We start from the raw sequence: 22,924 nt of genomic DNA, 5'->3' as shown, positions 1-22,924 counted from the left end.
GAACAAAGCCGTTAAAAATTATTTTTGTTGTAGATCCGCCTTCGGTGTGGCTACCATTGACCAGTTGGAATGGTAAATCACAAAGCCGGGAGCGGCACCTGCAACTTTTTTTATGTTTTTCTTTTGAATATAGTCTACTTCCACTTTATCTGCATCTTTTGCCTTTGAATAAAAAGCGGCAAGTGCGGCGGCTTCTTCATAAGCTCTGTCAGGAAGTTCCTCTTCATTGTTTGATTTTAAAATTACATGAGAACCGGGTATTCCTTTGGCATGAAACCACCAGTCATTTCCGATAGCTACTTTAAAGGTAAGCTCTTCATTCTGATAATTATTTTTACCCACATATATATCATAACCGTCAGTTGAAATATAGTGATATGGATGAGATGTACTCTTTTTTTGTTTACCGGAAGAATGTTTTTTTATATAACCGAAGTCTACAAGCTCCTGACGAATCTGTGAAAGACTCTCATCATCACTTGAAACATCAAGTGCGGTCTGTATGGAGAGAAGATGCTCAATATCATTTTTTGTATTTAAAATCTCTTCGCTGAGCGCCTTTGTAGTCCTGCTAAGCTTTGCATACTTATCATAGTATTTCTTTGCATTTTCCTTTGCCGATTTGTTTTTATCAAGCGGAATAGTGATTTCTTTATTATCATCGTAGAAATTCTCTGTTGTAAAGGAGCTCTCTCCTCCTTTAAGGCTGTATCCGTAAGTATTTAAAAGGTCTCCGTATACTCTGTAGATATCCTTTTTATCTGCATCTTGAAGCTGTTTTTCCTGTAAATCATACTTTTTACTTGCTCTTTCAAGTGCGGTATTTACAATACGTCGCAGATCCGAACTCTTTTGCCTGTTAAGCACAAAGGCTTCTCTGGAAGAGTAGAAATCATATAGCATCTTGCTGACAGAATCATATGATTCCTTTTTATATTCCTCACTGTCATATGAATACAGCTCAACACAAGAAAACTCAAGCGCTTCTTCTTTTCTGTATACTATATTCGGTGAGAAGTTGTGAGAGCTTATATCATCAAGTAAATTCCTTATTGTATGAAAAAGATGAGTATACTCAAGTTCACTAAGAGATGTGGAAGGAGCCTGTGAGGGGAGCGAAGCTCTTAAAACTATTTCCTCAGCTATAAGCGGACTGATACCTGCAAAGTTCATATAAATTGACTTTGACAGAGCATATTCCTTTGATTTTAAAATCTCTATAAACTCCTCAAGTTCCGTATTTAATAAATCTTTTTTCTTTAATTCATCAGGCAGGAAATATTCCCTTCCCGGAAGTACTTCCCTTAAAGAACTCATATTTGCGGAGATTCTTTTGATAGAATCAATTATTTTATTGTTTTCATCGGTAAAGATTATATTGGAATGCTTACCCATTATCTCCACATACATGCGTTTATGACTAAGATCACCCAGTTCATTTAAATGTTCAAGCTTAAAGCAGAGTATTCTCTCAAGGCCCATCTGAAATATATCGGTTATTTTTGCCGTTCCTATATACTTTCTAAGCAACATTAAAAAGGCCGGAGCAACCTTTGGAGCCGGTTTATTTACATCGGTAAGATAAACCAGCGGAAGTGAAGCACTTGCAGAGATTAAAAGTCTGTATGTCTTTGCATTGTTCTTTATTGTAAAAATAAGCTCATTCTCCTCAGGCATTGATATCTTTGATATTCTTCCGCCAACAAGATTTGTATTAAGCTCGTATGATAAATTTGATATGACTATACCGTCAAAAGCCATTGTATACCTCTATTCTTAACTGTATTTAAGTATTCTTTATTTGTATCGCCTACATTTATAGGGCAAATATGATATATTACAGTATATATATTTATGCTTTAAATTTCAACTTTGCTTTTAGAGTAGGTTCAGACATAGGGTATATAATAAGTTCAGACATAGGGTATATAATAAGGACATTGAGTTTTAGGCATTATTGTGATATTATAAAAGCAGTTTTGTCTATAAAAATAGAAGGCATTGCCTAAGAATAAGTGAGGTGTATTATGGCTGTTTTTTTATCATCATTTATAGGAAGTTTAATTAAGGCTATCATTTTTGGAATTTTAGCTTTTATAGGTATAAAGCTGGGCAAAAAAGCAAGAGATATGAGAAAAGGAAAATAACAGATATATGAGTAACAAAAATTTTAACAGTGAAAACGGGGTAAACAAGATAAGGAAGAAATTCCTTGACTTTTTTGAGAGCAAGGGACATTTGGTAATGAAGAGCTTCTCTTTGGTTCCTCACAATGATAATTCACTATTACTAATCAATTCAGGTATGGCACCGCTCAAGCCGTACTTTACAGGTCAGGAGATACCGCCAAGAAGAAGAGTATGTACATGTCAGAAATGTATTCGTACAGGAGATATTGAGAATGTAGGAAAGACAGCAAGACATGGTACATTCTTTGAAATGCTCGGAAACTTCTCATTTGGAGATTATTTTAAGCATGAGGCTATAGCTTGGACATGGGAGTTTTTAACAGAGGTCGCAGGTCTTGATGCCGATAGACTTTATCCTTCAGTATATTTAGAGGATGATGAGGCATTTGAAATCTGGAATAAAGAAATAGGAATTCCGGCCGATAGAATATTTAAGTTCGGAAAAGAGGATAACTTCTGGGAGCATGGAGAGGGACCTTGTGGACCTTGCTCGGAAGTATACTATGACAGAGGTGAGAAGTACGGCTGTGGTAAGGAAAGCTGTACTGTAGGCTGTGATTGTGACAGATATATGGAAGTATGGAACAATGTATTCTCACAGTTTAACTCAGACGGAAAGGGCAATTATACAGAGCTCATTCAAAAGAATATAGATACAGGTATGGGGCTTGAAAGACTTGCGGTAGCGCTTCAGGATGTAGAGTCCATATTTGAGGTTGATACTATAAAGAATCTGCTTGACAGAGTTGCAGATTTGGCAAAGACATCATATAAAGAGGATGCAAAAAAGGATATATCACTCCGTCTTATTGCAGACCATATCAGATCATGTACATTTATGATCTCAGACGGTATTATGCCAAGTAATGAGGGTAGAGGATATGTACTCAGAAGACTTTTAAGAAGAGCTGCAAGACATGGAAGAATGCTTGGAATAAAGGATACTTTCTTGGCTTCTCTTGCAAATACGGCAATAGAGCTTTCAAAGGACGGTTATCCTGAGCTTGAAGAAAAGAAGGAGATGATCCTTAAGGTTCTTACCGAGGAAGAGAACAAGTTTGATAAGACCATAGATCAGGGACTTTCAATCCTCGCAGAAATAGAAGAGAATCTTACAAAGAGCGGTGAAAAGGTAATATCAGGAGAGGATGCATTCAGACTGTATGATACTTACGGTTTCCCTCTCGATCTTACAAAAGAGATAATTGAGGAAAAGGGATTCACCGTAGATGATGCTGGCTTTAATAAGGCTATGGAGGCTCAGAGAAATCAGGCAAGAGCGGCCAGAAAAGCTACAAACTATATGGGAGCCGATGTTACCATATATCAGTCACTTGATCCGAAGCTTACTACAGTATTTGAAGGTTATGACAGCCTTCTTGATACAGGTAAGATAACCGCACTTACTACAGAGGATGAAATAGTTGAGGCTATTGCAGAGGGTGATCATGGAACAATTATCCTTGATAAGACTTCATTCTATGCCACCATGGGTGGTCAGAATGCGGATATCGGTGTGATAAAGAAAGATGACGCGGTATTTAATGTAGTGGATGTTATCAAGCTTGCAGGTGATAAGATCGGTCATGTGGGATTTGTAAGTCAGGGAATGTTTAAACTTGGCGATACTGTGGAAACTGTTGTAGATTCTGAAAACAGAAAGAAAACAGCCGCAAACCACTCTGCAACTCACCTTTTACATAAGGCACTTAGAGAGGTGCTTGGAAACCATGTGGAACAGGCAGGAAGCTATGTTGCCGCAGACAGACTGAGATTTGACTTTACACATTTTAAGAGCCTTTCAAGAGAAGAGATTGCAGAGGTAGAGGCGCTTGTAAATGCAGAGATAAATAAAGCTCTTCCGGTAGTTACAGATGTAATGGATGTGGAGTCGGCTAAAAAGAGCGGTGCTATGGCACTTTTCGGTGAAAAATATCAGGGCGATGTAAGAGTTGTAAGCATGGGAGACTTCTCAAAGGAACTTTGCGGCGGTACTCATGTACACAATACATCGGATATTAAGCTTTTCAAGATTCTTTCAGAAAACGGTATTGCTGCAGGTGTAAGAAGAATAGAAGCTCTTACAGGTGACGGTGTTATCGAATTCTATCAGGATATAGAAAACAGAATGCAGAAAATGGCCGAGCTTTTAAAAACAGGTGAATCTGAACTTGTTGCAAAGGCTGAGAGCTTGCTTGATGAGATGAAAGCTCTTAAGTCTGAGAATGAGAAGCTTAAAGCGAAGCTTGCAAGTGAGGCACTTGGAGACAGCACCGAAAATATTGAAACAATAAACGGAATCAAATTCATTGCAATGCAGGTAAGCGGTGTTGAAATGAACGAGCTTAGAAATCTTGGTGACAAGCTTAAGAATGATGTTGATGAAGGTATGGTTGTACTTGCATCAGATGTTGACGGTAAGGTAAATCTTTTATGTATGGCAGGTGATAATGCACTTAAGGCAGGAGCACATGCAGGAAATATTATCAAAGCAATCGCTACACTTGTAGGCGGCGGCGGTGGCGGTAGACCGAATATCGCTCAGGCCGGCGGAAAGAACCCCGCAGGTATCAAGGATGCGCTTGATAAGGCAAAGGAAGAGTTTAAATCACAGTTAGCATAGGGGGACAGCAATATGCGAATTATATGCGCAAAAGATTATAAAGAAATGAGTGAAATGGCGGCAGACATAATAGGTGCGCAGGTACTTTTAAAGCCTGATGCCGTACTTGGACTTGCTACAGGTTCAACACCTATAGGTACTTATGAAGAATTGGTAAGAAGATATGAGGCAGGCAGACTTGATTTCAGTAAAATTAAGACTGTAAACCTTGACGAGTACAGAGGTCTTACAAAGGATAATGATCAAAGTTATTATTATTTTATGCATTCACATCTTTTTGACCATATAAATATAAATAAAAATAATACAAAGGTACCTGACGGTATGGAGCCTGATGCACTTAAAGCAGGTCAGGATTATGAAAATATTATAAAAAATTACGGTGGAATAGATTTACAGCTTCTCGGACTTGGCAATAACGGACATATCGGTTTTAATGAGCCGGGTGATGAATTTATCGACAAGACTCATGTGGTAGATTTGACAGAGAGTACAATAGAGGCCAATAAGAGATTCTTTGCAAGTATAGATGATGTTCCTAAGCAGGCATATACTATGGGTATAGGAAGCATTATGAGAGCAAAGCGTGTGCTGATGGTAGTAAACGGTAAGGGAAAGGCTGAAATTGTAAAAGAAGCATTCTTCGGACCTATTACACCTAAGGTACCTGCATCTATATTGCAGTTACACAATGATTTTATTCTGATAGGTGATACGGAGGCTTTGTCATGCTTATAAAAAATGCGATAGTGTTTGATCCGGACAGAGTGTTCAGAAACAGAGAGATTCATATCTCGGGTGAGAAGTTTTCAGAAAGCTCATTTATGAATCTAGGATTTTCACCGGAAGATGACAAGAAGCAGGTGGATGCCACAGGACTTTATGCAATACCGGGACTTATAGATATACATTTTCACGGCTGTATGGGTGATGATTTTTGTGATGCAAAGGAAGATACGATAAAGAATATAGCGGAATACGAGGCTAAAGTTGGTGTGACAAGTATTTGTCCTGCCACCATGACTATTTCTAAAGATGAACTTAAAGAAATCATGAAAAAGGCTGCCGCGTATGACGGCGATACAGGTGCCAAGCTTGTGGGCATAAATATGGAAGGTCCTTTTATAAGTGAGGCAAAAAAAGGTGCTCAGTCATCAAAGTATATATTAAATACCGATATTGAGTTCTTCAATGAATTGAATGAGTTGTCTGGAAATCTTATTAAGCTTGTAGATATCGCTCCTGAGGGTGAAGGTGCCATGGATTTTATAGCAGGTGTAAAGGACAATGTTGTAGTTTCCATTGCACATACTATGGCAAATTATGATACAGCGGTAAAGGCTTTTGAAGAGGGTGCATCTCATGTTACACATCTTTACAATGCCATGCCGCCATTTACACACAGAGAACCGGGAGTAATAGGTGCGGCTATTGACAATGACAGAGTGTGTGTGGAGCTTATTTGTGACGGTATTCATATTCATCCGGCTGTAGTAAGAGCTACATTTAAGATGTTCGGAGACGAGAGGGTTATACTTATAAGTGACAGTATGAGAGCATGCGGACTCAGTGACGGAGAGTATACTCTTGGCGGACAGAAGGTATTTGTTACCGGAAGAAAAGCTGTACTTGACGATGGAACCATTGCAGGTTCGGTTACAAATCTTTTTGAATGTATGAAGAGGGCTGTACAGGATATGCATATCAGACTTGAGGATGCTATAGCGGCCGCAACGATAAATCCTGCAAAACAAATCGGAATCTACGATAAAGTCGGAAGTATTGAAGAAGGAAAATATGCGGATCTGGTACTGATGGATAAGTCATTAAATATAAAAGCTGTGTATGTACATGGCAAGGAAATATATAGTGAATTATAAATTGTGTGAGGCGAGGTGAAAACTTCGCCTTTTTGAATATTATTATCAGATTATATATAAAATTGACAAGTTTATTCAGTTATTTTAAATAAAGTGTTATATTGGAATAATATATCATTTAGATTACATAAGTTTAGATAAGTAAATAATATGAATTATAATATAAAAAAGTTGTACATTTATTCAAATTGTGCTAAAATTTAAGTGTGAGCTTTATTGAAAATACGTTGTTTTCTAAGGGGAGGTTTTCTTGAATGAGTGTACAATTATTGGATAAGACTAGAAAGATTAACAGGTTATTACACAATAATAATTCACAGAAAGTAGTATTTAATGATATATGTGACGTATTATCAGAAATACTCGAGGCAAATAGTCTTGTTATTAGTAAAAAGGGAAAGGTATTAGGAGTTGGAACACATAATGGTACATCTGAGATTACAGAGCTGATTGCTGATAAAGTAGGCGGCTTTATAGATGAAATGCTGAATGAAAGACTACTCTCAATATTGTCCACAAAAGAAAATGTTAATCTTGCAACACTTGGATTTGACGAAGAAAATGTAAACAGATTTCAGGCTATTATCAGCCCGATTGATATTGCAGGTTCAAGACTTGGTACTGTATTCATTTACAAAGAGGAAAAGGGCTTTGATATAGATGACATAATATTAAGTGAATACGGCACAACAGTGGTAGGACTTGAAATGATGAGAAGTGTTAATGAGGAGAATGCGGAGGAGAATAGAAAGATTGCTATTGTAAAGTCTGCTATATCAACATTAAGCTTTTCAGAACTTGAAGCTATAATACATATCTTTGAAGAGCTTAGCGGTAATGAAGGTGTGCTTGTAGCAAGTAAGATAGCTGACAGAGTAGGAATCACCAGATCGGTGATAGTAAATGCACTAAGAAAATTTGAAAGTGCAGGTGTAATAGAAAGCAGGTCATCCGGCATGAAGGGTACTTACATCAAGGTAATAAACGATGTGGTATTTGCAGAGCTGGAAGAGGTAAAGAAGGATCAGGGTATCAAATAAAGTTAACATACTAAGGACCGGCATTTGTCGGTTCTTTTTTTATAAAAAGTACAGTAGATACAGATTGTATATTAGTGATATATTAGAGTAGGTATGTGTGAGGTGAATTTGTATGAAATATGATGAACTTGATTTTTTTGAATTCTTTGAAAGTGAGCCTTTCTATCTTTTTGAAAAAGAGGCGGGGTTTTGCAGTTATTCATATGAAAAAGATAATTTTAGAATACATGTTTCTTTATCATGTTATGAAGACTATATGAGTATAGATATCTCATATAAAAGGGGTACAGTTTACAGCGGTGAGATAAGAAATATAGAAGAAGTTAAGAAGTTTGATACAGATATACTTAAAGTAGTAACAGATAAAAACTGGATATTTCTGAAAAAGTGGCCAAATATCGGAATTGAGTTTGATGAAAGGTTAGAATAGAAATTATAATTAAACTACAAAACAGTATAAAATATTAGGAGATACCATGGACAATATAAATTTTAAACTTCCCAAAATGTATGAAAAGTTTTTAGAGGAAATAAAAGGAAGTGAAGGGTTTGCAATAGAAGATACAGGTGTGATACTTTATGAAGAAAAAGATTTGCCGGAAAGAAATCTGACATATGAGGTTTTTGAATATGAGCCTGATTTTTTCATGATCGGTCAGGACGGAGATTTGGCTTTCTTTATCAAAAAGGACTCTGACGATACCATATATAAAAATGATTTGGGTGCACTCGGATCACTTGAAATGGAAGAGGTATCTTCTGACATATATGAATTTATAGAGTATGTAAAAGAACATTATTAGATGCTTTGATTATATAAGGATAAAATATGAACGAATTTTTAAAAGAATATATCAGCTTAAAAGAAAACTTTGTAAAGCAGCATGAAAATGAGGCAAGTGTATTGGCATTATATGAATTTGCTGACAGACTGAAAGTTAGAACCGAAAAAGAGGCAATGGAAGTACTGGTTGATGTCTATCAACTGCTCTATAAGATGGAAAGTGCATATAAACTGTATGAAAGTATATATGATAAAACAGACAGAGAACAGATTAAAAAGTTTTTGGGGTTAAAAGACTTAAATGAGAGTCATGGTGACAGATTTGCAACACCAAGGCCGTTAAATAAAGAGGAAAGGCTCAAAAGGGAAGAGCGTAAAAAATTATTGCCGAAATTCAGATATCATCCCGATCCTTTGGAGACAGGTTCGTTTATAGAAGGTGAAGCAAAAATATGTCCTTGTTGCGGTAAAGAAAGTAACACCTACTATGTAAAAAGGCCATATGCTGTAGATGATGTGGATTATCTTTGCCCTGTATGTATCTCAAACGGAGAAGCCGCAAAGAAATATGATGCCGATTTCATTCAAGATGTTGATGATGACTTTGTACCGGATAAGGAAAAGAGAGATGAACTCTTTTATAGAACACCGGGGTATTTGAGTTGGCAGGGTGAGTATTGGCTTTATTGTTGTAATGATTACTGTGCATATCTTGGCAGCGTAGGAACAAATGAATTAAAAGAAATGGGAATTGCAGAAGAAGTCTTTGAAGAGTACAATAAGCGAAACGAGTTTAATGATATAGAAGGCTATCTGGAAAAAGACGGATCGATTTGTGGATATTTATTTAGATGTTTACACTGTGGAAAACATCATTTGTGGGTGGATGTCGACTGATATTTTTGATCGTAAGATTAGAGCAGATTTAATATCATAAAAGGAATAATCAAAATGGACAATTTAGAGATTTTTGAAAATGCCTGTAATTACTTTTCGGATAATATCGTCAAATTTAAGGATATATTGACAGAAAAGGTAGCCGCACTGAAGGATAAGGAATGGGTATTTGATAAGGGCAGTACAAAAGTATTTAAGGCTGATGAAACCGGAAGAAAGAAAAGGTGCAAGGTCAGTATCGGATATTGTCTAAAGGTGGAAATTACAAAAGCGGATGCACTAACCGCTTGGGATGAATTTAACAGGTTTTTTACGGAAACATATGTAGCAGATATTGAAAGAATTTCAAATAATGAAGAACTGGGAAGATATGAGTTTATTGCAAAAAATACTTTAGGTGATGAAGTCAGATGCAGCATCTATCTTGCAAATGAATGGAATATAGCTCAGATTTGTATTTTAGGATATGTTTCCGGAAGATATAAAAAAGCGGATTTAAAATAGGAGTATGGAATGAAATATATGGATTGGGGTAATATGCGAACCGGACTTGAGGCGTTATATTTTCTTGACAATGCCTTGACTGACCCTTCTGAGGAATATCTTAGAATAATTGATAAAGAAGAAAATGAAGCTTATCTAAAGTATATTGTTGATAACGGCTCAGGCGATACTCTATATGTTATTTTTACAGAAGATATTGTCTTAATAAAGGGATTTGCACATGAAAGCAGTTTGAGTCAGTTTGCTAAAGAGAAGTTCGACAAAAGTGTTATACAAAAGATATATGACGGTGTTGATGAAAAATATATTTCGCTCTTTGATGACCGGGAAATAGATGAAACAACATTTTTCATTTGGTATGACGGAAAAATTCATCAAAATAAATTGTCTGAAGATGACGGAAGCAAATGGATGCTTGGATATATATGTGAAACATATGATGACTTCAAGGAATTTGTAACAGACTACTATGAAATGGATTTTGATGAAAATTTGCTTGAAAAGTTATATAATAATGGTGAGTTGAGTGAAAAGGAGCTATCAGAGCTTATAGGGGGGTGATCTTAATGGAACTCATTGATTATATGAGAAAAAGAAACCAAATGACTGAAAACGAATGGGAAAACTCTTTTGAAGAAAAAGAGCAGGAAATTCTTGTACTTAGGCATGAAGGTGATGTTACAAGTAAGAGAAACGGATTTTGGGAAGTGGCGGTTTGCTGCCTGGCCTATATAGATTGTGAAACCGGAGAGCTACATAAAGAAGAATGTAGATTTGTATTTGCAGCAAGTGAAAAAGAGTATGATAATCATTTGATACCGGAATTTGATAAAGAAACTGTTTATCATTTAAAGGTACGTAAGAAATTACCTGAGGAATTGCCGGAGATTATGATAAAAAGACTTGATTTTCTTTTAGTGGATGTAATAGAAAAAAATGCACAAAGTCCGGAACTTGAAGAAATCCTTGCAGAGTACAAAAAGCCTATAATCATAGAGGATGATATATTGGGTGAGCTTTTGTATGATAGAACTATAAACAGCTTTGAAGGGCATATTCCTTGGCTTGATAAAAATATTGATATTTCCTTGGATGTTGATAAAGACAACAAATCCGGAATCACAAAGGCAAGAAAAGCTATGAAAGAATTGTACTTAAGTGCTGAAAAACGGGATGCTGAAATGAGAACATTTGCAGCGAAAAAGCTTGTAGACCTTGCAAGAGATTGGTGCGAATCTGAGGAAGAAGCACTAAAAATCACAGAAGAGAGCTTTGCAAAAAGAATCGGTATTGAATCAATTTCTATGACATCAGGCGGTTCATTCACAGCATATTTTAATGATGATGATATTTTTGCAGGACATTGCATTACAGTTGGCGGAAGCCTGAAAAAAGGTATTACATCTGCAAGTATGGGAGGATGAGATACATATGATAAGAGAAATGAATATATCCGATGCAGAATCTATACAAAAAATATGTAAAACATCATTGGGCTATGATGTTGATATAAGTACAGTTGAGAATCAGATAAAGAAATTGTCATGCGATAATAAAAATCATATTATTGCAGTATATGAAGATGAGAATACAAAAAAGGTTATCGGATTTGTTCATGCACAGGTGTATGAAAGTGTGTATAGCGATACCGGACTTAATATATTGGGTTTGGCTGTGGATCCTGATTTCCGAGGCAATGGAGTTGGAAAAAAATTAATGCGTTATATTGAAAAATATGCTATAGATAACGGTATTTCATTTATCAGACTCAATTCGGCAAATCATCGTGTAGAAGCACATAAATTTTATGAGAATATAGGATACAAATCCGATAAGTTACAAAAAAGATTTATAAAAATATTTAAATTTTAAGGAGAAAATAAAAATGGGACTTAGAGCAAACTATCAATATTTAAGTGATGAAGATTTGGAAACACTTAAAAACCTGGACAATGAGGAAGATATCTTTGAAACAGTGGAAGATTGGAATGAGAAGGCGGAAATACTTCTTGATATAGATAAGAATTGGGATCTTCTTCACTATATGTTAACAGGAGTAAGTGCGTCAGACCCTATATGGGAAGATCCTCTCAGTGAAGCTGTAGTAGGAGTAACATCTATAGAGGAAATAGATGATTTTATAGCCTATACAAAAAAAGACAGAGTTGCGGATATATTAAAAGTACTTGAAGATTTTGATATGGAAACCGCTTTGGAAAGCTTTGCTTTGGAAGAAGGTAAAGAGGCGGAGCTTTATCCGGATATCTGGGATTATGACGATGAAGAAGATGAAATAAAAGAAGATCTTCTTGACTGTTTTGAAAGAATGAAAGATTTTTATAAGGAAGTTTTGGAGGCGGACGGAAATGTCTTGGTTACAATCTATTAAGGATTTAAAATATTTATTGTTTCTTCTTGTACCTGTGGGAATATATCTGGTGGTTATCGGCATAAAAAAAGTCAGATTATTTGCCAAGGCTAAGATGATATATGAAATGCCTGTAAGCTTAATAGACGGAAGCTTTAGACTTGAGGATGGCGGTAAATATGATATATGGCTTTCGGGAAAAAAGTATTCAGTATCTCCTATATATAATTTAGATATTAAACTTAAAAATAATGCTACAGGAGAGTTTGTACAATTATATCCGGACTTTTTTAGGACTACGACAAGCAGTATTAAGGATGCCAGAGTCAAACTGTATACATTTGATGCGGATAGAGGAAGCTATAATATCTCATTAACGGACAGTGTAGAAGAAAGAGAAAATATTATAAATAACAGGGTTATTGATTATAAGAAGTTCTCCATACAGATTCGTGAAAATGTTAAGGGGCTAACTATATTCGTGGGTTCTTTGTGTATTATATTTGGATTTATGGCTATTGATGTAGGATTGATATTCCCTCTTTTATATAAATTTTAAGGAGAAGAGTATGCAAATAAAAGTCTATATGGGCAGGAGCAGTATGTGCATGGGAGATGATGTAAACGCACCTAATCCCGATACATTTATTTTGCCTGATACCTTGGCAGAGTTTGTAAATATTGTGTATGATAAGTTGCCTTTTGGAAGGTGGGATTGCTATCTGGGAAAATATATAAAGACCGATTCACCTGATTCAGGGCTTGAGGACGGAATATTGGTTTGGAAAATAAAATCCGGAGAGAGCGCACCGATAGTTACAAGGTATTATGATGAAAATGGAAAGGTTATAATAAAGCATGATGATAACTGGCATGAAGAGATTGTAAACTACCCATATTTGTATTTTTATAAGAAGGACTGACATGGAGATAGGTAAGGCTTATATTGTTAGAAAGAATATTTTTAAATGTAGGGTCGGTCAGATATTGACACTAAAAAGATGCGGTTACCAGGCTTACTTCGGTGAATATAATTTTGTGTTTACAGATATGGAAAATAAAAATATTTGTGTGGTTTTAAGAGACGATAATAAAGAGGATATGAAAATATATCGTTGCTTAGATGAATATTTTGAGAAGCTTGATGATAACACAAATTTATAGTTTGGAGGCAAAATGTCTACTTGGAGCGGCATAAGAAAACGAATGGAAAGTGAATATCTGGCGGAGAGCCTACGTGGACATATCAGCTATTTTGCGACATCCTACAGCAAATCCCCTGATCATGAAGGAAGAGCTGCTATAAGATATGACGGAAAAGAAGTAATAAAAGGTGGGTATTATCAGAATTGGACAAAGTCGGAATCTTTTCCAAAAGATGAAAAGTATGAAAGACGCATGAGCCAAGAATTTGCCTATATGGATGATACAGCTATAAAGCTTGGAGTGTTCGATCAAACATGCTTTTATAGGGCATTTGATGAGTTTGATAACCAAAGTATTGAGAAGAGTCTATGCAGTGAAAATCTGCTGGTAAGGATATTTGCTGTTTTGGATAGAAGAGTCGGTAAAAGAAAACTTATATCCATGAAAGAAACTATAGAAAATGAACCCGATACATTTAAAGAGTTTTTTGCAATTCGAATGAGTGCAGAGGGTATAGTATAGACTTTGAAAGGAAATATATGGATTTTATAATAGCCGAAGAGGGTGTGCCTGTAAGTGTAGGTGCATATGGAGCGGAAATAGCGTATTATGGAAGTGAGATTGTATTAAACTATGAGACTGAGCCGCCGATGGGGGATTTTATTTTCTCTGCAAAGCTTCCACTGTTGGATAAAGAACTACCGTTTTGGATGTATGGAAGAAATCTTGTATTCTTAGACGCATATTATGTGATTGTAGAGAGTGTTAAAAAGAAAACCTGGGATCCTATAACTACTGTAGTCGTTGATATTCACAGAGGAAAATATGCAAGTCTTAATCATTGGTATACCGATATATCAGTAGAAGATGAAGTTGTGCTTAAAAATAGGTATGAGAAAAGTACATTTATATTAAAGGATGTAGACGGATTGGAATGGATACAATTATAGTTATAAGGGGCGATTATCGCCCCTTATTTTAAAAATCTCTTGTAATATTTTTCAGCCATTTATAGCTCTTATAATGCTTGTATACAAAAGGAATCTTTACAAACTCATCGGTACAAATAAGGAAGTATACCCACATTGGCGGAAGCTTAAGAACAAAAGCCGATATAAAGCCAAGCGGAACCGAATAGCACCACATATCTACTATGTCACAGAAAAATCCCCATTTTGAATCACCACCCGACCTGAAAACACCACAAATCATTGCCGTATTGAATGCCTGGCCTACTATATAATACATATTTATAAAAAGCATTATACTAAGATACGCTTTTGCAGTAGGAGTTAAATCAGCCATAGTGAAAAATACAGGTCGTAAAAGAAATATAACTATTCCACCTACAACTGCAGACATACTTGTTATTTTAACAAAGTGTGAAGAATCGGACTTTATAGTATCTGTATTTCCGGAACCTATTGACTTTCCAAGGATGATTGCTCCTGCATCAGCTATACCGAAACATGCCACAGTACCAAGGTTTCTTGCGACCACAACTACTGCATTTGCCGCCACTATATCACTGTCAAGATGCCCCATAATAACAGAGTACATTGAAAAGGCCACTCCCCAAACTATCTCATTTCCGAATGCAGGAAGAGAATATTTCATAAAATCAAAAAATAATATTTTATTTACTTCCAAAATATTCTTTATATGAAAATGAATGGCTTTAGGTATAAAATTATCTATAACACATATTGCAAATTCCACACCTCTTGCAATTACGGTTGCCAGTGCAACACCAAGTATTCCAAGCTTCGGTGCACCGAACAGTCCGAAAATAAAAACTGCATTAAAGATAATGTTTAAAATCAGTGCAACTGCATTTGTAACAGTAGAGAAATGAACTCTTTCTATACTTCTCATTGCACATAGATATACTTGAGAAAAACTCATAAAAAGATATGAGAAACTTACCATTCTAAGATAAGGTATGCCTGAAGTAATCAAGTTGATATCATTTGTAAAAATCCTCATTAAAATATGTGGAAAAAAGAATGCCATAATAAAAAACATACTTGATATAAACATGGACAGCTGCATACCTATGCCCATTATATGTTCAATTGTCTTTGTATCCTTTTTCCCCCAGTATTGTGCGGCAAGCATTATGACACCGGATGAAATACCTGTATATACAAGGTTTAATATAAACATAACCTGATTTGCCAGTGATCCGGCTGAAAGTGCGTCTTGTCCTACAAAGCCCAGCATTATTACGTCAGCAGAATTTACAGCGGTTGTAACAATATTTTGTAAAACTATCGGAATGGCAAGCCTTAAAATATCTTTATTAAAAGATGAGCTGCCTTTTGTAGCGGTGTACATAATAATCCTCCATACTGATAAATCTCTTATTTAAGAGCGTGATTTTACCATTATATGTGCAGTGTACTTACAAGTCAAATGATTACAAAGAATATGTTAAAATTCATTTTATAAAATATTTCTTTTGATATGATATAATAAGATTCCATTAAGTATAATTTGATTTATAAATATATAAAAATATGAGGGAAACTATGGAATTAAATAAACGATTTGAATCTGATAAATTAAAAAGAATTCAAATCTTTTCAGGAGCACAGCTAAAATACATAGCATTTATTTCAATGCTTATTGATCATGTAAACAATGCTCTTATAACACCGATGCTTGATGGCAGTGGATTTTTATTGTATTTGTCAAATATATTTTCAATATTGGGGAGAATTGCTTTCCCTATTTTTGTGTTTTTTATAGTGGAAGGATTTTATAAAACAAAAAACAGGAAGAAGTATCTGATTACTTTGACAGTATTCGGAGTGATATCTGAAGTACCCTTTGATATGTTTACATCGAAAACATTCTTTAATCCGTATTGGAACAATATGATGTTTACTCTGGCACTATGTCTAATAACTATATGGATAATAGATACCTTAAAAGGGAAGATTAAGAGTAAAATTTTATGGTATACAGTTTCTATTATAATAGTTATATTTTCAGGACTGTCAGCAATGGAACTTAGCCTTGACTATGATTACCACGCGGTAGTAGCGGCGTATATTTTCTATATTTTTTATGATAAACCTTTACTTGGAGCAGGGCTTGGATATTTATCTATTATAAAAGAGTTATACTCATGCTTTGGATTTTTTCTGACTCTAACCTATAACGGAAAAAGAGGTAAACAATATAAGTGGTTCAATTATCTTTTTTATCCGGTACATATACTTATTTTGGGTATTTTACGTTTTTATTTAAATATTTAAATCCTATTGACAAACACAAAACACTAATGTAGAATATGTACTTGCAATGTGTGTGTAGCTCAGCTGGATAGAGCACTTGGCTACGGACCAAGGTGTCGGGAGTTCGAATCTTCTCACGCACGTTATTAGAACCTCAGCAACCTTGCTGAGGTTTTTGTTTTATAAAAAGTAAGTAAAAGGAAAATATGGGAATAGTAAAAGCAACAAAGCTTATATTTGATTATATAACCAGAGATGAAGAAGATAAAGTAGAGGATGTAAAAAGAGCTATCAATAATTTAAATATTGATATTACACAAGGCGATTTTGTGGCGATTTTAGGACATAACGGCTCGGGAAAATCTACATTTGCAAAACATTTAAATGGTATATTATTACCTACAGAAGGTACCGTATTTATCTCTGATTTGGATACGGCAAATGATGAAACACTTCTTGATTTGAGAAAGATGGTAGGAATGGTATTCCAAAATCCGGATAATCAGATCATAGGAAATGTAGTGGAAGAAGATGTGGCATTCGGGCCTGAAAATATCGGTATTCCGACAGATGATATGTGGAAGAGGGTAGATGCCGCTCTGGAAGCGGTAGGAATGACTGCTTACAGATATAAATCTCCGAATAAACTTTCAGGCGGACAAAAGCAGAGAGTGGCTATAGCGGGTATTATGGCAATGAAGCCGAAATGTATTGTTCTTGACGAGCCTACAGCGATGCTTGATCCGAACGGAAGAAAAGAAGTTATAAAGACGGTTCTTGAATTAAATAAAAAAGAAAATATCACGGTAATACTGATTACTCACTATATGGAAGAGGTTATAGAAGCCGACAGAGTTATAGTTATGGATGAGGGTAAGATAGTTATGGACGGCACACCGAAAGAGGTTTTCTCACATGTGGAGGAATTAAAGAAACTTCGACTTGACGTACCAAGTACTACAGAGCTTGCATTTGAACTGAAACAATCAGGACTTGATTTACCGGACGGCATACTTACATTGGATGAGCTTGTAGACAGCCTTTTACCGATATTAAAATAAACACATTTGGAGATAATAATGCAAGATAATGTGCAAATAGAAGCAAAGAAATTAAACTTTATATATGGAGAAGGAACCGCATTTGAACAGTACGCCATAAAGGATGTATCATTTACCATCAAAAGGGGTGAGTTTGTAGGTATTATTGGACATACAGGCTCGGGTAAATCCACTTTGATACAGCATCTGAACGGACTGATTAAAGCGACCTCAGGCGAGCTTTTCTTTAACGGAGAAAATATATATACAGCAAAGTATGATATGAAACTTTTAAGGCAGAAGGTAGGTTTGGTTTTCCAATATCCCGAACATCAGCTTTTTGAGGTGGATGTACTTTCAGATGTGGAATTCGGTCCGAGAAATCAAAAGCTTCCTGAAGATGTGGTGGAAGCAAGAGCAAAGGAAAGCCTTGCTTTGGTAGGTCTTGATGAAAGTTATTATAAAAAATCACCTTTTGAACTTTCCGGAGGACAAAAAAGAAGAGTAGCCATAGCCGGAGTTTTAGCTATGAATCCGGAAGTGCTTATCTTAGATGAGCCTACAGCAGGACTTGATCCTAAGGGAAGAGATGAGCTCTTTGATGAAATTATAGAATTGAAAAAATCAAGGGATATGACAGTCATTTTAGTTTCACACAGTATGGAGGACGTAGCAAAGTATGTCGACAGATTGCTTGTTATGAATGCCGGTGAGCTTGTTTTAGACGGAACACCTAAGGAAGTTTTCAAGAAGTATAAATATCTTGAGAGCATAGGACTTAGTGCGCCGGGAATAACTTATATAGTGGAGAGACTGAAAAAAGAAGGTGTAGACCTGGGGGACGATATTACTACAATAGAAGAAGCCAGGGATAAAATATTAGAATATATAAAGAGAAAGGATAAAAATGCTTAGAGATATTACATTGGGACAATATTACCCAATAGATTCTGTAATACATAGACTTGATCCGAGAACAAAGCTTTTTGGAACCATGATTTTTATTGTTTCTCTGTTTATAGCGAATTCATGGCCGGGATACGCTTTGGCAACACTCTTTTTAGTGGTTGCTATTTCGCTTTCAAAGGTTCCTGTAAAATTCATGATAAAGGGGCTGAAAGCTGTCCTAATACTTTTGATTATCAGTGTCAGCTTTAATTTATTTTTGACTGACGGAGAAGTAGTATTCAAACTGTGGATAATTAAAATAACAAAAGAAGGTATCAGAGTTTCAATATTCATGGGACTGAGATTGATCTTCCTTATAGTGGGATCATCTGTAATGACCTTGACTACAACTCCTAATGCACTTACAGACGGTCTTGAAAAAAGCATGGGCTTTTTGAAAGTTATAAAGATACCGGTGCATGAGATATCAATGATGATGTCGATTGCACTTAGATTTATTCCCATATTGATAGAGGAAACTGATAAAATAATGAAGGCTCAGATGGCAAGAGGTGCCGATTTTGAGTCGGGAAATATAATACAAAAAGCAAAGGCGATGGTACCGCTTTTGGTACCGCTTTTTATTTCTGCAATGAGAAGAGCCACAGATCTTGCCATGGCGATGGAAGCCAGATGTTATCACGGAGGTGAGGGCAGAACCAAGCTCAAACCTTTAAAATATAAGAAGATTGATATAATTGCATATTTATATTATTTGATATATATGCTTATATGTATTGCTTTGGTTTTTGTTTTTAGGAAGTAGGGTAATGAGAAGAATAAGACTTATAGTATCCTATGACGGTACAAATTATTGCGGCTGGCAAAAGCAGCCTAACGGAATAACTATAGAAGAAGTATTAAATAATGCCATTTCAAAACTTACAGGTGAAGAAATAGAGATAATAGGTGCCTCCAGAACAGACTCGGGAGTACATGCCTATGGAAATGTAGCCGTATTTGATACCAATGCCAGAATGGCGGCAGATAAGTTTGCATTTGCCATAAATCAAAGACTTCCTGATGATATCAGAATACAATATTCTGACGAGGTGGAAGCAGGTTGGCATCCGAGAAAGAATGACTGTATAAAGACATATACCTATAGAATCTTGAATCGAAAGATTGATATACCTACAGAGAGACTTTATGCACATTTTTGTTACTTCAATCTGGATGTTGATAAAATGAGAGAGGCAAGCGGATACTTTATAGGAACACATGATTTTACAAGCTTTTGTTCACAAAAATCTCAGGCCTCATCACCTGTAAGAACTATATTCTCTTTAGAAGTATTACAGGATGAAGATATGATTACAATAGTAATACGAGGTGATGGATTCCTCTACAATATGATTCGTATTATAGCAGGTACTCTGATAAAGGTAGGTATGGGTGTTTATCCGCCAAGTTATATAACAGAGATAATGAAAGCAAAAAACAGAAAACTTGCAGGGCAGACAATGCCTGCAAAGGGACTGACTTTGGTTGAAATTGAATATATTTAAGCAGGATGCGAGATGATCGCATCCTTTTTTTAGATAATGAATAATAAGAGGGCTGCTGCTCGGAATATAATATAAATATATAGAATTTAAGCTATATTGAGTTTATTGGTATCCGGAGCAACGCCCCTTTTTTATTTTGAATGAAACTTCTATAATTTTATTCAGAATCAGAACTTAAGCAGAGTATAGAATCTCATAACTCCATATAAAAAATTAGTGTATATAATTGGTAATAATAGGAATTATTATTAGTTAAAATGCTGAAATTACAAAAATGCTATTGTGTATACAATAATTTTATGTTAAATATAATAACAACAGGTTAGGAAAACCTATCATTTACTTTTCGAGTAAAGATATTTCCTATACTGATTTAGAACTAAAAATATTTTATTTATATAAGGAGGCAATTATGTCATTAATTAACAAGGAAGTTGGAGAGTTTAGCGTACAGGGATTTCATAAGGGAGATTTCGTTGAGGTATCCAAGAAGGATATCTTAGGAAAGTGGAGTGTATTCTTCTTCTATCCTGCAGATTTCACATTTGTATGTCCTACAGAGTTAGAGGATTTACAGAAGAACTACAAGGAGTTTAAAGAGGCAGGATGTGAGATTTATTCAGTTTCAACAGATACACATTTCACACATAAGGCATGGCATGATCATTCAGAGCGTATTTCAAAGATCGAGTATCCGATGCTTGCAGATCCTACACATGTACTTTCAAGAGATTTTGAAGTATATATCGAGGAGAACGGTTTGGCAGAGAGAGGTTCTTTCATCATCAATCCTGACGGAAAGATCGTTTCTTATGAAGTAAACGCAGGTGGCGTAGGAAGAAATGCGGAAGAACTTTTAAGAAAGCTTCGTGCTTGCCAGTTTGTTCATGAGCATGGCGATCAGGTTTGCCCTGCTAAGTGGCAGCCGGGTGCTGAGACATTAAAGCCAAGTCTTGATCTTGTAGGTCAGTTATAATATTAGGGGACATTATGAGTAAAAACATGTATGATGCAGTCATTGTGGGCGGAGGTCCTGCAGGTCTGACAGCGGCTATTTACTTAGCCAGAGCATATTATCGTGTACTCGTTATAGAAAAAGAGAAATTTGGCGGTCAGATCAGTCTGACCGCTGAAGTTGTAAATTATCCGGGAATAGAGCATATCTCAGGAGCAAAGTTAGGCGAGCAGATGAGAAAGCAGGCGGAAAACTTTGGTGCCGAATTCTTACTTGCTACAGTTGACTCCATTGATATGGACGGTGATATCAAAAAGGTACATACATCAAAGGGAGATATTGAGTGTTTCGGAGTAATACTTGCAACAGGTGCATCGCCGAGAATGATAGGATTTCAGGGTGAAGCTGAATTCAAAGGACATGGAGTTGCATATTGTGCTACATGTGATGGAGAATTCTTTAAAGGAAAAGAGGTTTTTGTTGTTGGTGGTGGATTTGCCGCAGCGGAAGAAAGTGTATTTTTGACCAAGTATGCAAAGCATGTAACCATTCTTATAAGAGAACCTGACTTTACTTGCGCAAAGACTACTGCGCAGCATGCCTATGATAACGAGAACATAACCGTACTTACACATACTGAAGTGGTTAAAGTAGAGGGTGGAGACGTTCTTGAGAGAATTGTTTATAAGAACAATGAAACAGGTAAAGAAGAAGTATTTGAAGATAAGGAAGGTTTCGGTGTATTCGTATTTGCAGGATATGAGCCGGCAACCTCTTTGGTAAAGGACTTCGGAATACTTGATGAAAGAGGATATGTAATTACAGACGCCTCAAAGAAAACTGCAATTGACGGATTGTATGCTGCAGGAGATGTTTGTATAAAGCCTCTCAGACAGGTGGTAACAACTGTAGGAGATGCAGGTATTGCGGCAACGGAACTTGAAAAGTATATCTCTGTAATGCATAAAAAGACAGGTATCAAGCCTGTAGTTCCTATAAGGCAATCAGGTGCAGGAAAGGGAAGTTTACCTAAGGAAGAAGTCAAGGAAGAAGGATTATTCTCATCAGATATGCTGGCACAGTTAAATACTGTATTCGGTAAGATGGAAAATGATATTTTACTTAAGGTATATGTGAAGGATGATGATGTATCAAAAGAACTTCTTTCATATATGACAGAGCTTGGTAAACTTACAGACAAGATTTCTGTTGAAGAGGTAAAAGATGAAGCAAAAGCCCCTGTTGTAGAAATACATAGAGACGGAGAATACAGTGGTCTGGCATTCCACGGTGTTCCGGGAGGACATGAATTTACTTCATTTATTCTTGGTATATACAATGTATCAGGTCCGGGACAGGGATTAAGTGATGATATAAGAGAGAAGATACTTAATATAAAGGATAAAGTATCGTTTAAAATCTTAGTATCACTCAGCTGTACAATGTGTCCTGATCTTGTTGTAGCGGTACAAAGAATTGCTTCGTTAAATACGAATATTGATGCACAGGTTTATGATATAAATCATTTCGGAGATCTCAGAGAAAAGTATCATGTAATGAGTGTGCCGTGTTTGGTAATGAATGAAGATAAAGTTTTCTTCGGTAAGAAGAGTATAGAAGAAGTTCTTGAGTATATAAATAATTAAATATTAAAACTATTGAATTCAGTAGGCTGAACCGTGTTATAAAAGTGAAGTTTTGTAACGGTTCAGCCTTGCTTTTTATTTGGAAAAGATGATAAAATATTGAATGTCTTACAACGTAAATTGTAATATATTTATGGTCGAAGTTGTGGCTTAT

26 protein-coding genes and 1 tRNA gene are annotated in these 22,924 nt (G+C 35.8%); 25 read left to right on the top strand and 2 right to left on the bottom strand.

Annotated elements, in window-relative coordinates; all coding sequences use genetic code 11:
• Positions 1 to 18 precede the first annotated feature (18 nt).
• Entirely contained in the window at positions 19 to 1,761 is a 1,743-nt protein-coding gene (locus SBH76_RS00975; protein ID WP_317976455.1) for an Rqc2 family fibronectin-binding protein, read from the bottom strand.
• A 393-nt stretch (positions 1,762 to 2,154) separates the two neighbouring features.
• Here SBH76_RS00975 and alaS point away from each other — a divergent pair, with 393 nt between their 5' ends.
• The 17 genes from alaS (at position 2,155) to SBH76_RS00890 (ending at position 14,381) form a co-directional block, all read left to right on the top strand.
• Positions 2,155 to 4,812 carry an alanine--tRNA ligase gene (gene alaS, locus SBH76_RS00970; protein WP_317976454.1) on the top strand — a complete coding sequence of 886 codons (2,658 nt, stop codon included), beginning with the start codon at positions 2,155 to 2,157 and terminating at the stop codon, positions 4,810 to 4,812.
• Positions 4,813 to 4,824: 12 nt separating this feature from the next.
• Complete coding sequence (nagB, locus tag SBH76_RS00965) at positions 4,825 to 5,550, top strand: glucosamine-6-phosphate deaminase (RefSeq protein WP_009663456.1); 726 nt, start codon at positions 4,825 to 4,827, stop codon at positions 5,548 to 5,550.
• Positions 5,541 to 6,692 (top strand): N-acetylglucosamine-6-phosphate deacetylase, encoded by a 1,152-nt coding sequence (gene nagA, locus SBH76_RS00960; protein ID WP_315035891.1) that lies wholly within the window; start codon positions 5,541 to 5,543, stop codon positions 6,690 to 6,692. Before nagB ends, nagA begins: the two co-directional genes overlap by 10 nt.
• 254 nt (positions 6,693 to 6,946) lie before the next feature.
• A complete protein-coding gene (gene codY, locus SBH76_RS00955) occupies positions 6,947 to 7,732 on the top strand; it encodes a GTP-sensing pleiotropic transcriptional regulator CodY (protein WP_034213709.1) in 786 nt (261 codons plus the stop codon).
• Between the two features lie 112 nt (positions 7,733 to 7,844).
• Complete coding sequence (locus tag SBH76_RS00950; RefSeq protein WP_317976453.1) at positions 7,845 to 8,162, top strand: hypothetical protein; 318 nt, start codon at positions 7,845 to 7,847, stop codon at positions 8,160 to 8,162.
• A gap of 46 nt (positions 8,163 to 8,208) precedes the next feature.
• Positions 8,209 to 8,535 carry a hypothetical protein gene (locus tag SBH76_RS00945; RefSeq protein WP_317976452.1) on the top strand — a complete coding sequence of 109 codons (327 nt, stop codon included), beginning with the start codon at positions 8,209 to 8,211 and terminating at the stop codon, positions 8,533 to 8,535.
• Between the two features lie 26 nt (positions 8,536 to 8,561).
• Positions 8,562 to 9,413 carry a CbrC family protein gene (locus SBH76_RS00940; RefSeq protein ID WP_317976451.1) on the top strand — a complete coding sequence of 284 codons (852 nt, stop codon included), beginning with the start codon at positions 8,562 to 8,564 and terminating at the stop codon, positions 9,411 to 9,413.
• Between the two features lie 54 nt (positions 9,414 to 9,467).
• Complete coding sequence (locus tag SBH76_RS00935; RefSeq protein WP_317976450.1) at positions 9,468 to 9,917, top strand: hypothetical protein; 450 nt, start codon at positions 9,468 to 9,470, stop codon at positions 9,915 to 9,917.
• A gap of 9 nt (positions 9,918 to 9,926) precedes the next feature.
• Positions 9,927 to 10,478 (top strand): hypothetical protein, encoded by a 552-nt coding sequence (locus tag SBH76_RS00930; RefSeq protein WP_317976449.1) that lies wholly within the window; start codon positions 9,927 to 9,929, stop codon positions 10,476 to 10,478.
• 5 nt (positions 10,479 to 10,483) lie between these two features.
• The gene (locus SBH76_RS00925; protein WP_317976448.1) at positions 10,484 to 11,341 is read left to right on the top strand and encodes a DUF2262 domain-containing protein; all 858 of its coding nucleotides are present in this window, start codon (positions 10,484 to 10,486) and stop codon (positions 11,339 to 11,341) included.
• Positions 11,342 to 11,348: 7 nt separating this feature from the next.
• Positions 11,349 to 11,789, top strand: a complete 441-nt coding sequence (locus tag SBH76_RS00920) for a GNAT family N-acetyltransferase (RefSeq protein WP_317976447.1) — start codon at positions 11,349 to 11,351, stop codon at positions 11,787 to 11,789.
• A gap of 13 nt (positions 11,790 to 11,802) precedes the next feature.
• Positions 11,803 to 12,306: a YfbM family protein gene (locus SBH76_RS00915; protein WP_317976446.1), complete on the top strand. Its 504-nt coding sequence runs from the start codon at positions 11,803 to 11,805 to the stop codon at positions 12,304 to 12,306.
• Positions 12,284 to 12,844 (top strand): hypothetical protein, encoded by a 561-nt coding sequence (locus SBH76_RS00910; RefSeq protein ID WP_317976445.1) that lies wholly within the window; start codon positions 12,284 to 12,286, stop codon positions 12,842 to 12,844. Before SBH76_RS00915 ends, SBH76_RS00910 begins: the two co-directional genes overlap by 23 nt.
• A gap of 10 nt (positions 12,845 to 12,854) precedes the next feature.
• Positions 12,855 to 13,208 carry a hypothetical protein gene (locus SBH76_RS00905; protein WP_009663478.1) on the top strand — a complete coding sequence of 118 codons (354 nt, stop codon included), beginning with the start codon at positions 12,855 to 12,857 and terminating at the stop codon, positions 13,206 to 13,208.
• A gap of 1 nt (position 13,209) precedes the next feature.
• A complete protein-coding gene (locus tag SBH76_RS00900) occupies positions 13,210 to 13,449 on the top strand; it encodes a phosphohydrolase (RefSeq protein WP_317976444.1) in 240 nt (79 codons plus the stop codon).
• Between the two features lie 12 nt (positions 13,450 to 13,461).
• Positions 13,462 to 13,953, top strand: a complete 492-nt coding sequence (locus SBH76_RS00895) for an SF0329 family protein (protein WP_317976443.1) — start codon at positions 13,462 to 13,464, stop codon at positions 13,951 to 13,953.
• A 17-nt stretch (positions 13,954 to 13,970) separates the two neighbouring features.
• Positions 13,971 to 14,381 carry a hypothetical protein gene (locus SBH76_RS00890; protein WP_317976442.1) on the top strand — a complete coding sequence of 137 codons (411 nt, stop codon included), beginning with the start codon at positions 13,971 to 13,973 and terminating at the stop codon, positions 14,379 to 14,381.
• Positions 14,382 to 14,409: 28 nt separating this feature from the next.
• Here the strand turns inward: SBH76_RS00890 and SBH76_RS00885 are convergent, their stop codons facing one another.
• Complete coding sequence (locus tag SBH76_RS00885) at positions 14,410 to 15,768, bottom strand: MATE family efflux transporter (protein ID WP_317976441.1); 1,359 nt, start codon at positions 15,766 to 15,768, stop codon at positions 14,410 to 14,412.
• A gap of 194 nt (positions 15,769 to 15,962) precedes the next feature.
• On the opposite strand from SBH76_RS00885, the gene SBH76_RS00880 reads away from it, so the two are divergent.
• The 8 genes from SBH76_RS00880 to SBH76_RS00845 all read left to right on the top strand — a co-directional run bounded on the left by SBH76_RS00880 (position 15,963) and on the right by SBH76_RS00845 (position 22,770).
• Positions 15,963 to 16,694 carry a TraX family protein gene (locus tag SBH76_RS00880; protein WP_317976440.1) on the top strand — a complete coding sequence of 244 codons (732 nt, stop codon included), beginning with the start codon at positions 15,963 to 15,965 and terminating at the stop codon, positions 16,692 to 16,694.
• A gap of 48 nt (positions 16,695 to 16,742) precedes the next feature.
• Positions 16,743 to 16,816, top strand: a tRNA-Arg gene (locus SBH76_RS00875).
• Positions 16,817 to 16,879: 63 nt separating this feature from the next.
• On the top strand, positions 16,880 to 17,734 hold the full coding sequence (locus tag SBH76_RS00870; protein ID WP_317976439.1) for an energy-coupling factor transporter ATPase: 855 nt from the start codon (positions 16,880 to 16,882) through the stop codon (positions 17,732 to 17,734).
• An 18-nt stretch (positions 17,735 to 17,752) separates the two neighbouring features.
• Positions 17,753 to 18,628: an energy-coupling factor transporter ATPase gene (locus tag SBH76_RS00865; RefSeq protein ID WP_317976438.1), complete on the top strand. Its 876-nt coding sequence runs from the start codon at positions 17,753 to 17,755 to the stop codon at positions 18,626 to 18,628.
• Positions 18,621 to 19,427 (top strand): energy-coupling factor transporter transmembrane component T family protein, encoded by an 807-nt coding sequence (locus SBH76_RS00860; RefSeq protein WP_315051563.1) that lies wholly within the window; start codon positions 18,621 to 18,623, stop codon positions 19,425 to 19,427. The genes SBH76_RS00865 and SBH76_RS00860 overlap by 8 nt, the downstream gene beginning before the upstream one ends.
• A 4-nt stretch (positions 19,428 to 19,431) precedes the next feature.
• Positions 19,432 to 20,169 (top strand): tRNA pseudouridine(38-40) synthase TruA, encoded by a 738-nt coding sequence (truA, locus tag SBH76_RS00855; protein WP_317976437.1) that lies wholly within the window; start codon positions 19,432 to 19,434, stop codon positions 20,167 to 20,169.
• Positions 20,170 to 20,581: 412 nt separating this feature from the next.
• On the top strand, positions 20,582 to 21,145 hold the full coding sequence (gene ahpC / locus SBH76_RS00850) for an alkyl hydroperoxide reductase subunit C (protein ID WP_007592352.1): 564 nt from the start codon (positions 20,582 to 20,584) through the stop codon (positions 21,143 to 21,145).
• A gap of 14 nt (positions 21,146 to 21,159) precedes the next feature.
• Complete coding sequence (locus SBH76_RS00845; RefSeq protein ID WP_314100199.1) at positions 21,160 to 22,770, top strand: FAD-dependent oxidoreductase; 1,611 nt, start codon at positions 21,160 to 21,162, stop codon at positions 22,768 to 22,770.
• The last annotated feature ends 154 nt before the right edge of the window (positions 22,771 to 22,924 follow it).

Origin of the sequence: Lachnoanaerobaculum sanguinis, from assembly GCF_033242365.1 — a bacterium.
Classification (GTDB): domain Bacteria; phylum Bacillota; class Clostridia; order Lachnospirales; family Lachnospiraceae; genus Lachnoanaerobaculum; species Lachnoanaerobaculum sanguinis.
The sequence above is the reverse complement of the archived record's forward strand: the minus strand, read 5'-3'. Positions and strand labels throughout refer to the sequence as shown.

Bases quoted from the DNA above. Each gene is read 5' to 3' on its own strand.
- SBH76_RS00975 (WP_317976455.1), bottom strand. From the start codon at position 1,761: ATGGCTTTTGACGGTATAGTCATATCAAATTTATCATACGAGCTTAAT.
- alaS (WP_317976454.1), top strand. From the start codon at position 2,155: ATGAGTAACAAAAATTTTAACAGTGAAAACGGGGTAAACAAGATAAGG.
- nagB (WP_009663456.1), top strand. From the start codon at position 4,825: ATGCGAATTATATGCGCAAAAGATTATAAAGAAATGAGTGAAATGGCG.
- nagA (WP_315035891.1), top strand. From the start codon at position 5,541: ATGCTTATAAAAAATGCGATAGTGTTTGATCCGGACAGAGTGTTCAGA.
- codY (WP_034213709.1), top strand. From the start codon at position 6,947: ATGAGTGTACAATTATTGGATAAGACTAGAAAGATTAACAGGTTATTA.
- SBH76_RS00950 (WP_317976453.1), top strand. From the start codon at position 7,845: ATGAAATATGATGAACTTGATTTTTTTGAATTCTTTGAAAGTGAGCCT.
- SBH76_RS00945 (WP_317976452.1), top strand. From the start codon at position 8,209: ATGGACAATATAAATTTTAAACTTCCCAAAATGTATGAAAAGTTTTTA.
- SBH76_RS00940 (WP_317976451.1), top strand. From the start codon at position 8,562: ATGAACGAATTTTTAAAAGAATATATCAGCTTAAAAGAAAACTTTGTA.
- SBH76_RS00935 (WP_317976450.1), top strand. From the start codon at position 9,468: ATGGACAATTTAGAGATTTTTGAAAATGCCTGTAATTACTTTTCGGAT.
- SBH76_RS00930 (WP_317976449.1), top strand. From the start codon at position 9,927: ATGAAATATATGGATTGGGGTAATATGCGAACCGGACTTGAGGCGTTA.
- SBH76_RS00925 (WP_317976448.1), top strand. From the start codon at position 10,484: ATGGAACTCATTGATTATATGAGAAAAAGAAACCAAATGACTGAAAAC.
- SBH76_RS00920 (WP_317976447.1), top strand. From the start codon at position 11,349: ATGATAAGAGAAATGAATATATCCGATGCAGAATCTATACAAAAAATA.
- SBH76_RS00915 (WP_317976446.1), top strand. From the start codon at position 11,803: ATGGGACTTAGAGCAAACTATCAATATTTAAGTGATGAAGATTTGGAA.
- SBH76_RS00910 (WP_317976445.1), top strand. From the start codon at position 12,284: ATGTCTTGGTTACAATCTATTAAGGATTTAAAATATTTATTGTTTCTT.
- SBH76_RS00905 (WP_009663478.1), top strand. From the start codon at position 12,855: ATGCAAATAAAAGTCTATATGGGCAGGAGCAGTATGTGCATGGGAGAT.
- SBH76_RS00900 (WP_317976444.1), top strand. From the start codon at position 13,210: ATGGAGATAGGTAAGGCTTATATTGTTAGAAAGAATATTTTTAAATGT.
- SBH76_RS00895 (WP_317976443.1), top strand. From the start codon at position 13,462: ATGTCTACTTGGAGCGGCATAAGAAAACGAATGGAAAGTGAATATCTG.
- SBH76_RS00890 (WP_317976442.1), top strand. From the start codon at position 13,971: ATGGATTTTATAATAGCCGAAGAGGGTGTGCCTGTAAGTGTAGGTGCA.
- SBH76_RS00885 (WP_317976441.1), bottom strand. From the start codon at position 15,768: ATGTACACCGCTACAAAAGGCAGCTCATCTTTTAATAAAGATATTTTA.
- SBH76_RS00880 (WP_317976440.1), top strand. From the start codon at position 15,963: ATGGAATTAAATAAACGATTTGAATCTGATAAATTAAAAAGAATTCAA.
- SBH76_RS00870 (WP_317976439.1), top strand. From the start codon at position 16,880: ATGGGAATAGTAAAAGCAACAAAGCTTATATTTGATTATATAACCAGA.
- SBH76_RS00865 (WP_317976438.1), top strand. From the start codon at position 17,753: ATGCAAGATAATGTGCAAATAGAAGCAAAGAAATTAAACTTTATATAT.
- SBH76_RS00860 (WP_315051563.1), top strand. From the start codon at position 18,621: ATGCTTAGAGATATTACATTGGGACAATATTACCCAATAGATTCTGTA.
- truA (WP_317976437.1), top strand. From the start codon at position 19,432: ATGAGAAGAATAAGACTTATAGTATCCTATGACGGTACAAATTATTGC.
- ahpC (WP_007592352.1), top strand. From the start codon at position 20,582: ATGTCATTAATTAACAAGGAAGTTGGAGAGTTTAGCGTACAGGGATTT.
- SBH76_RS00845 (WP_314100199.1), top strand. From the start codon at position 21,160: ATGAGTAAAAACATGTATGATGCAGTCATTGTGGGCGGAGGTCCTGCA.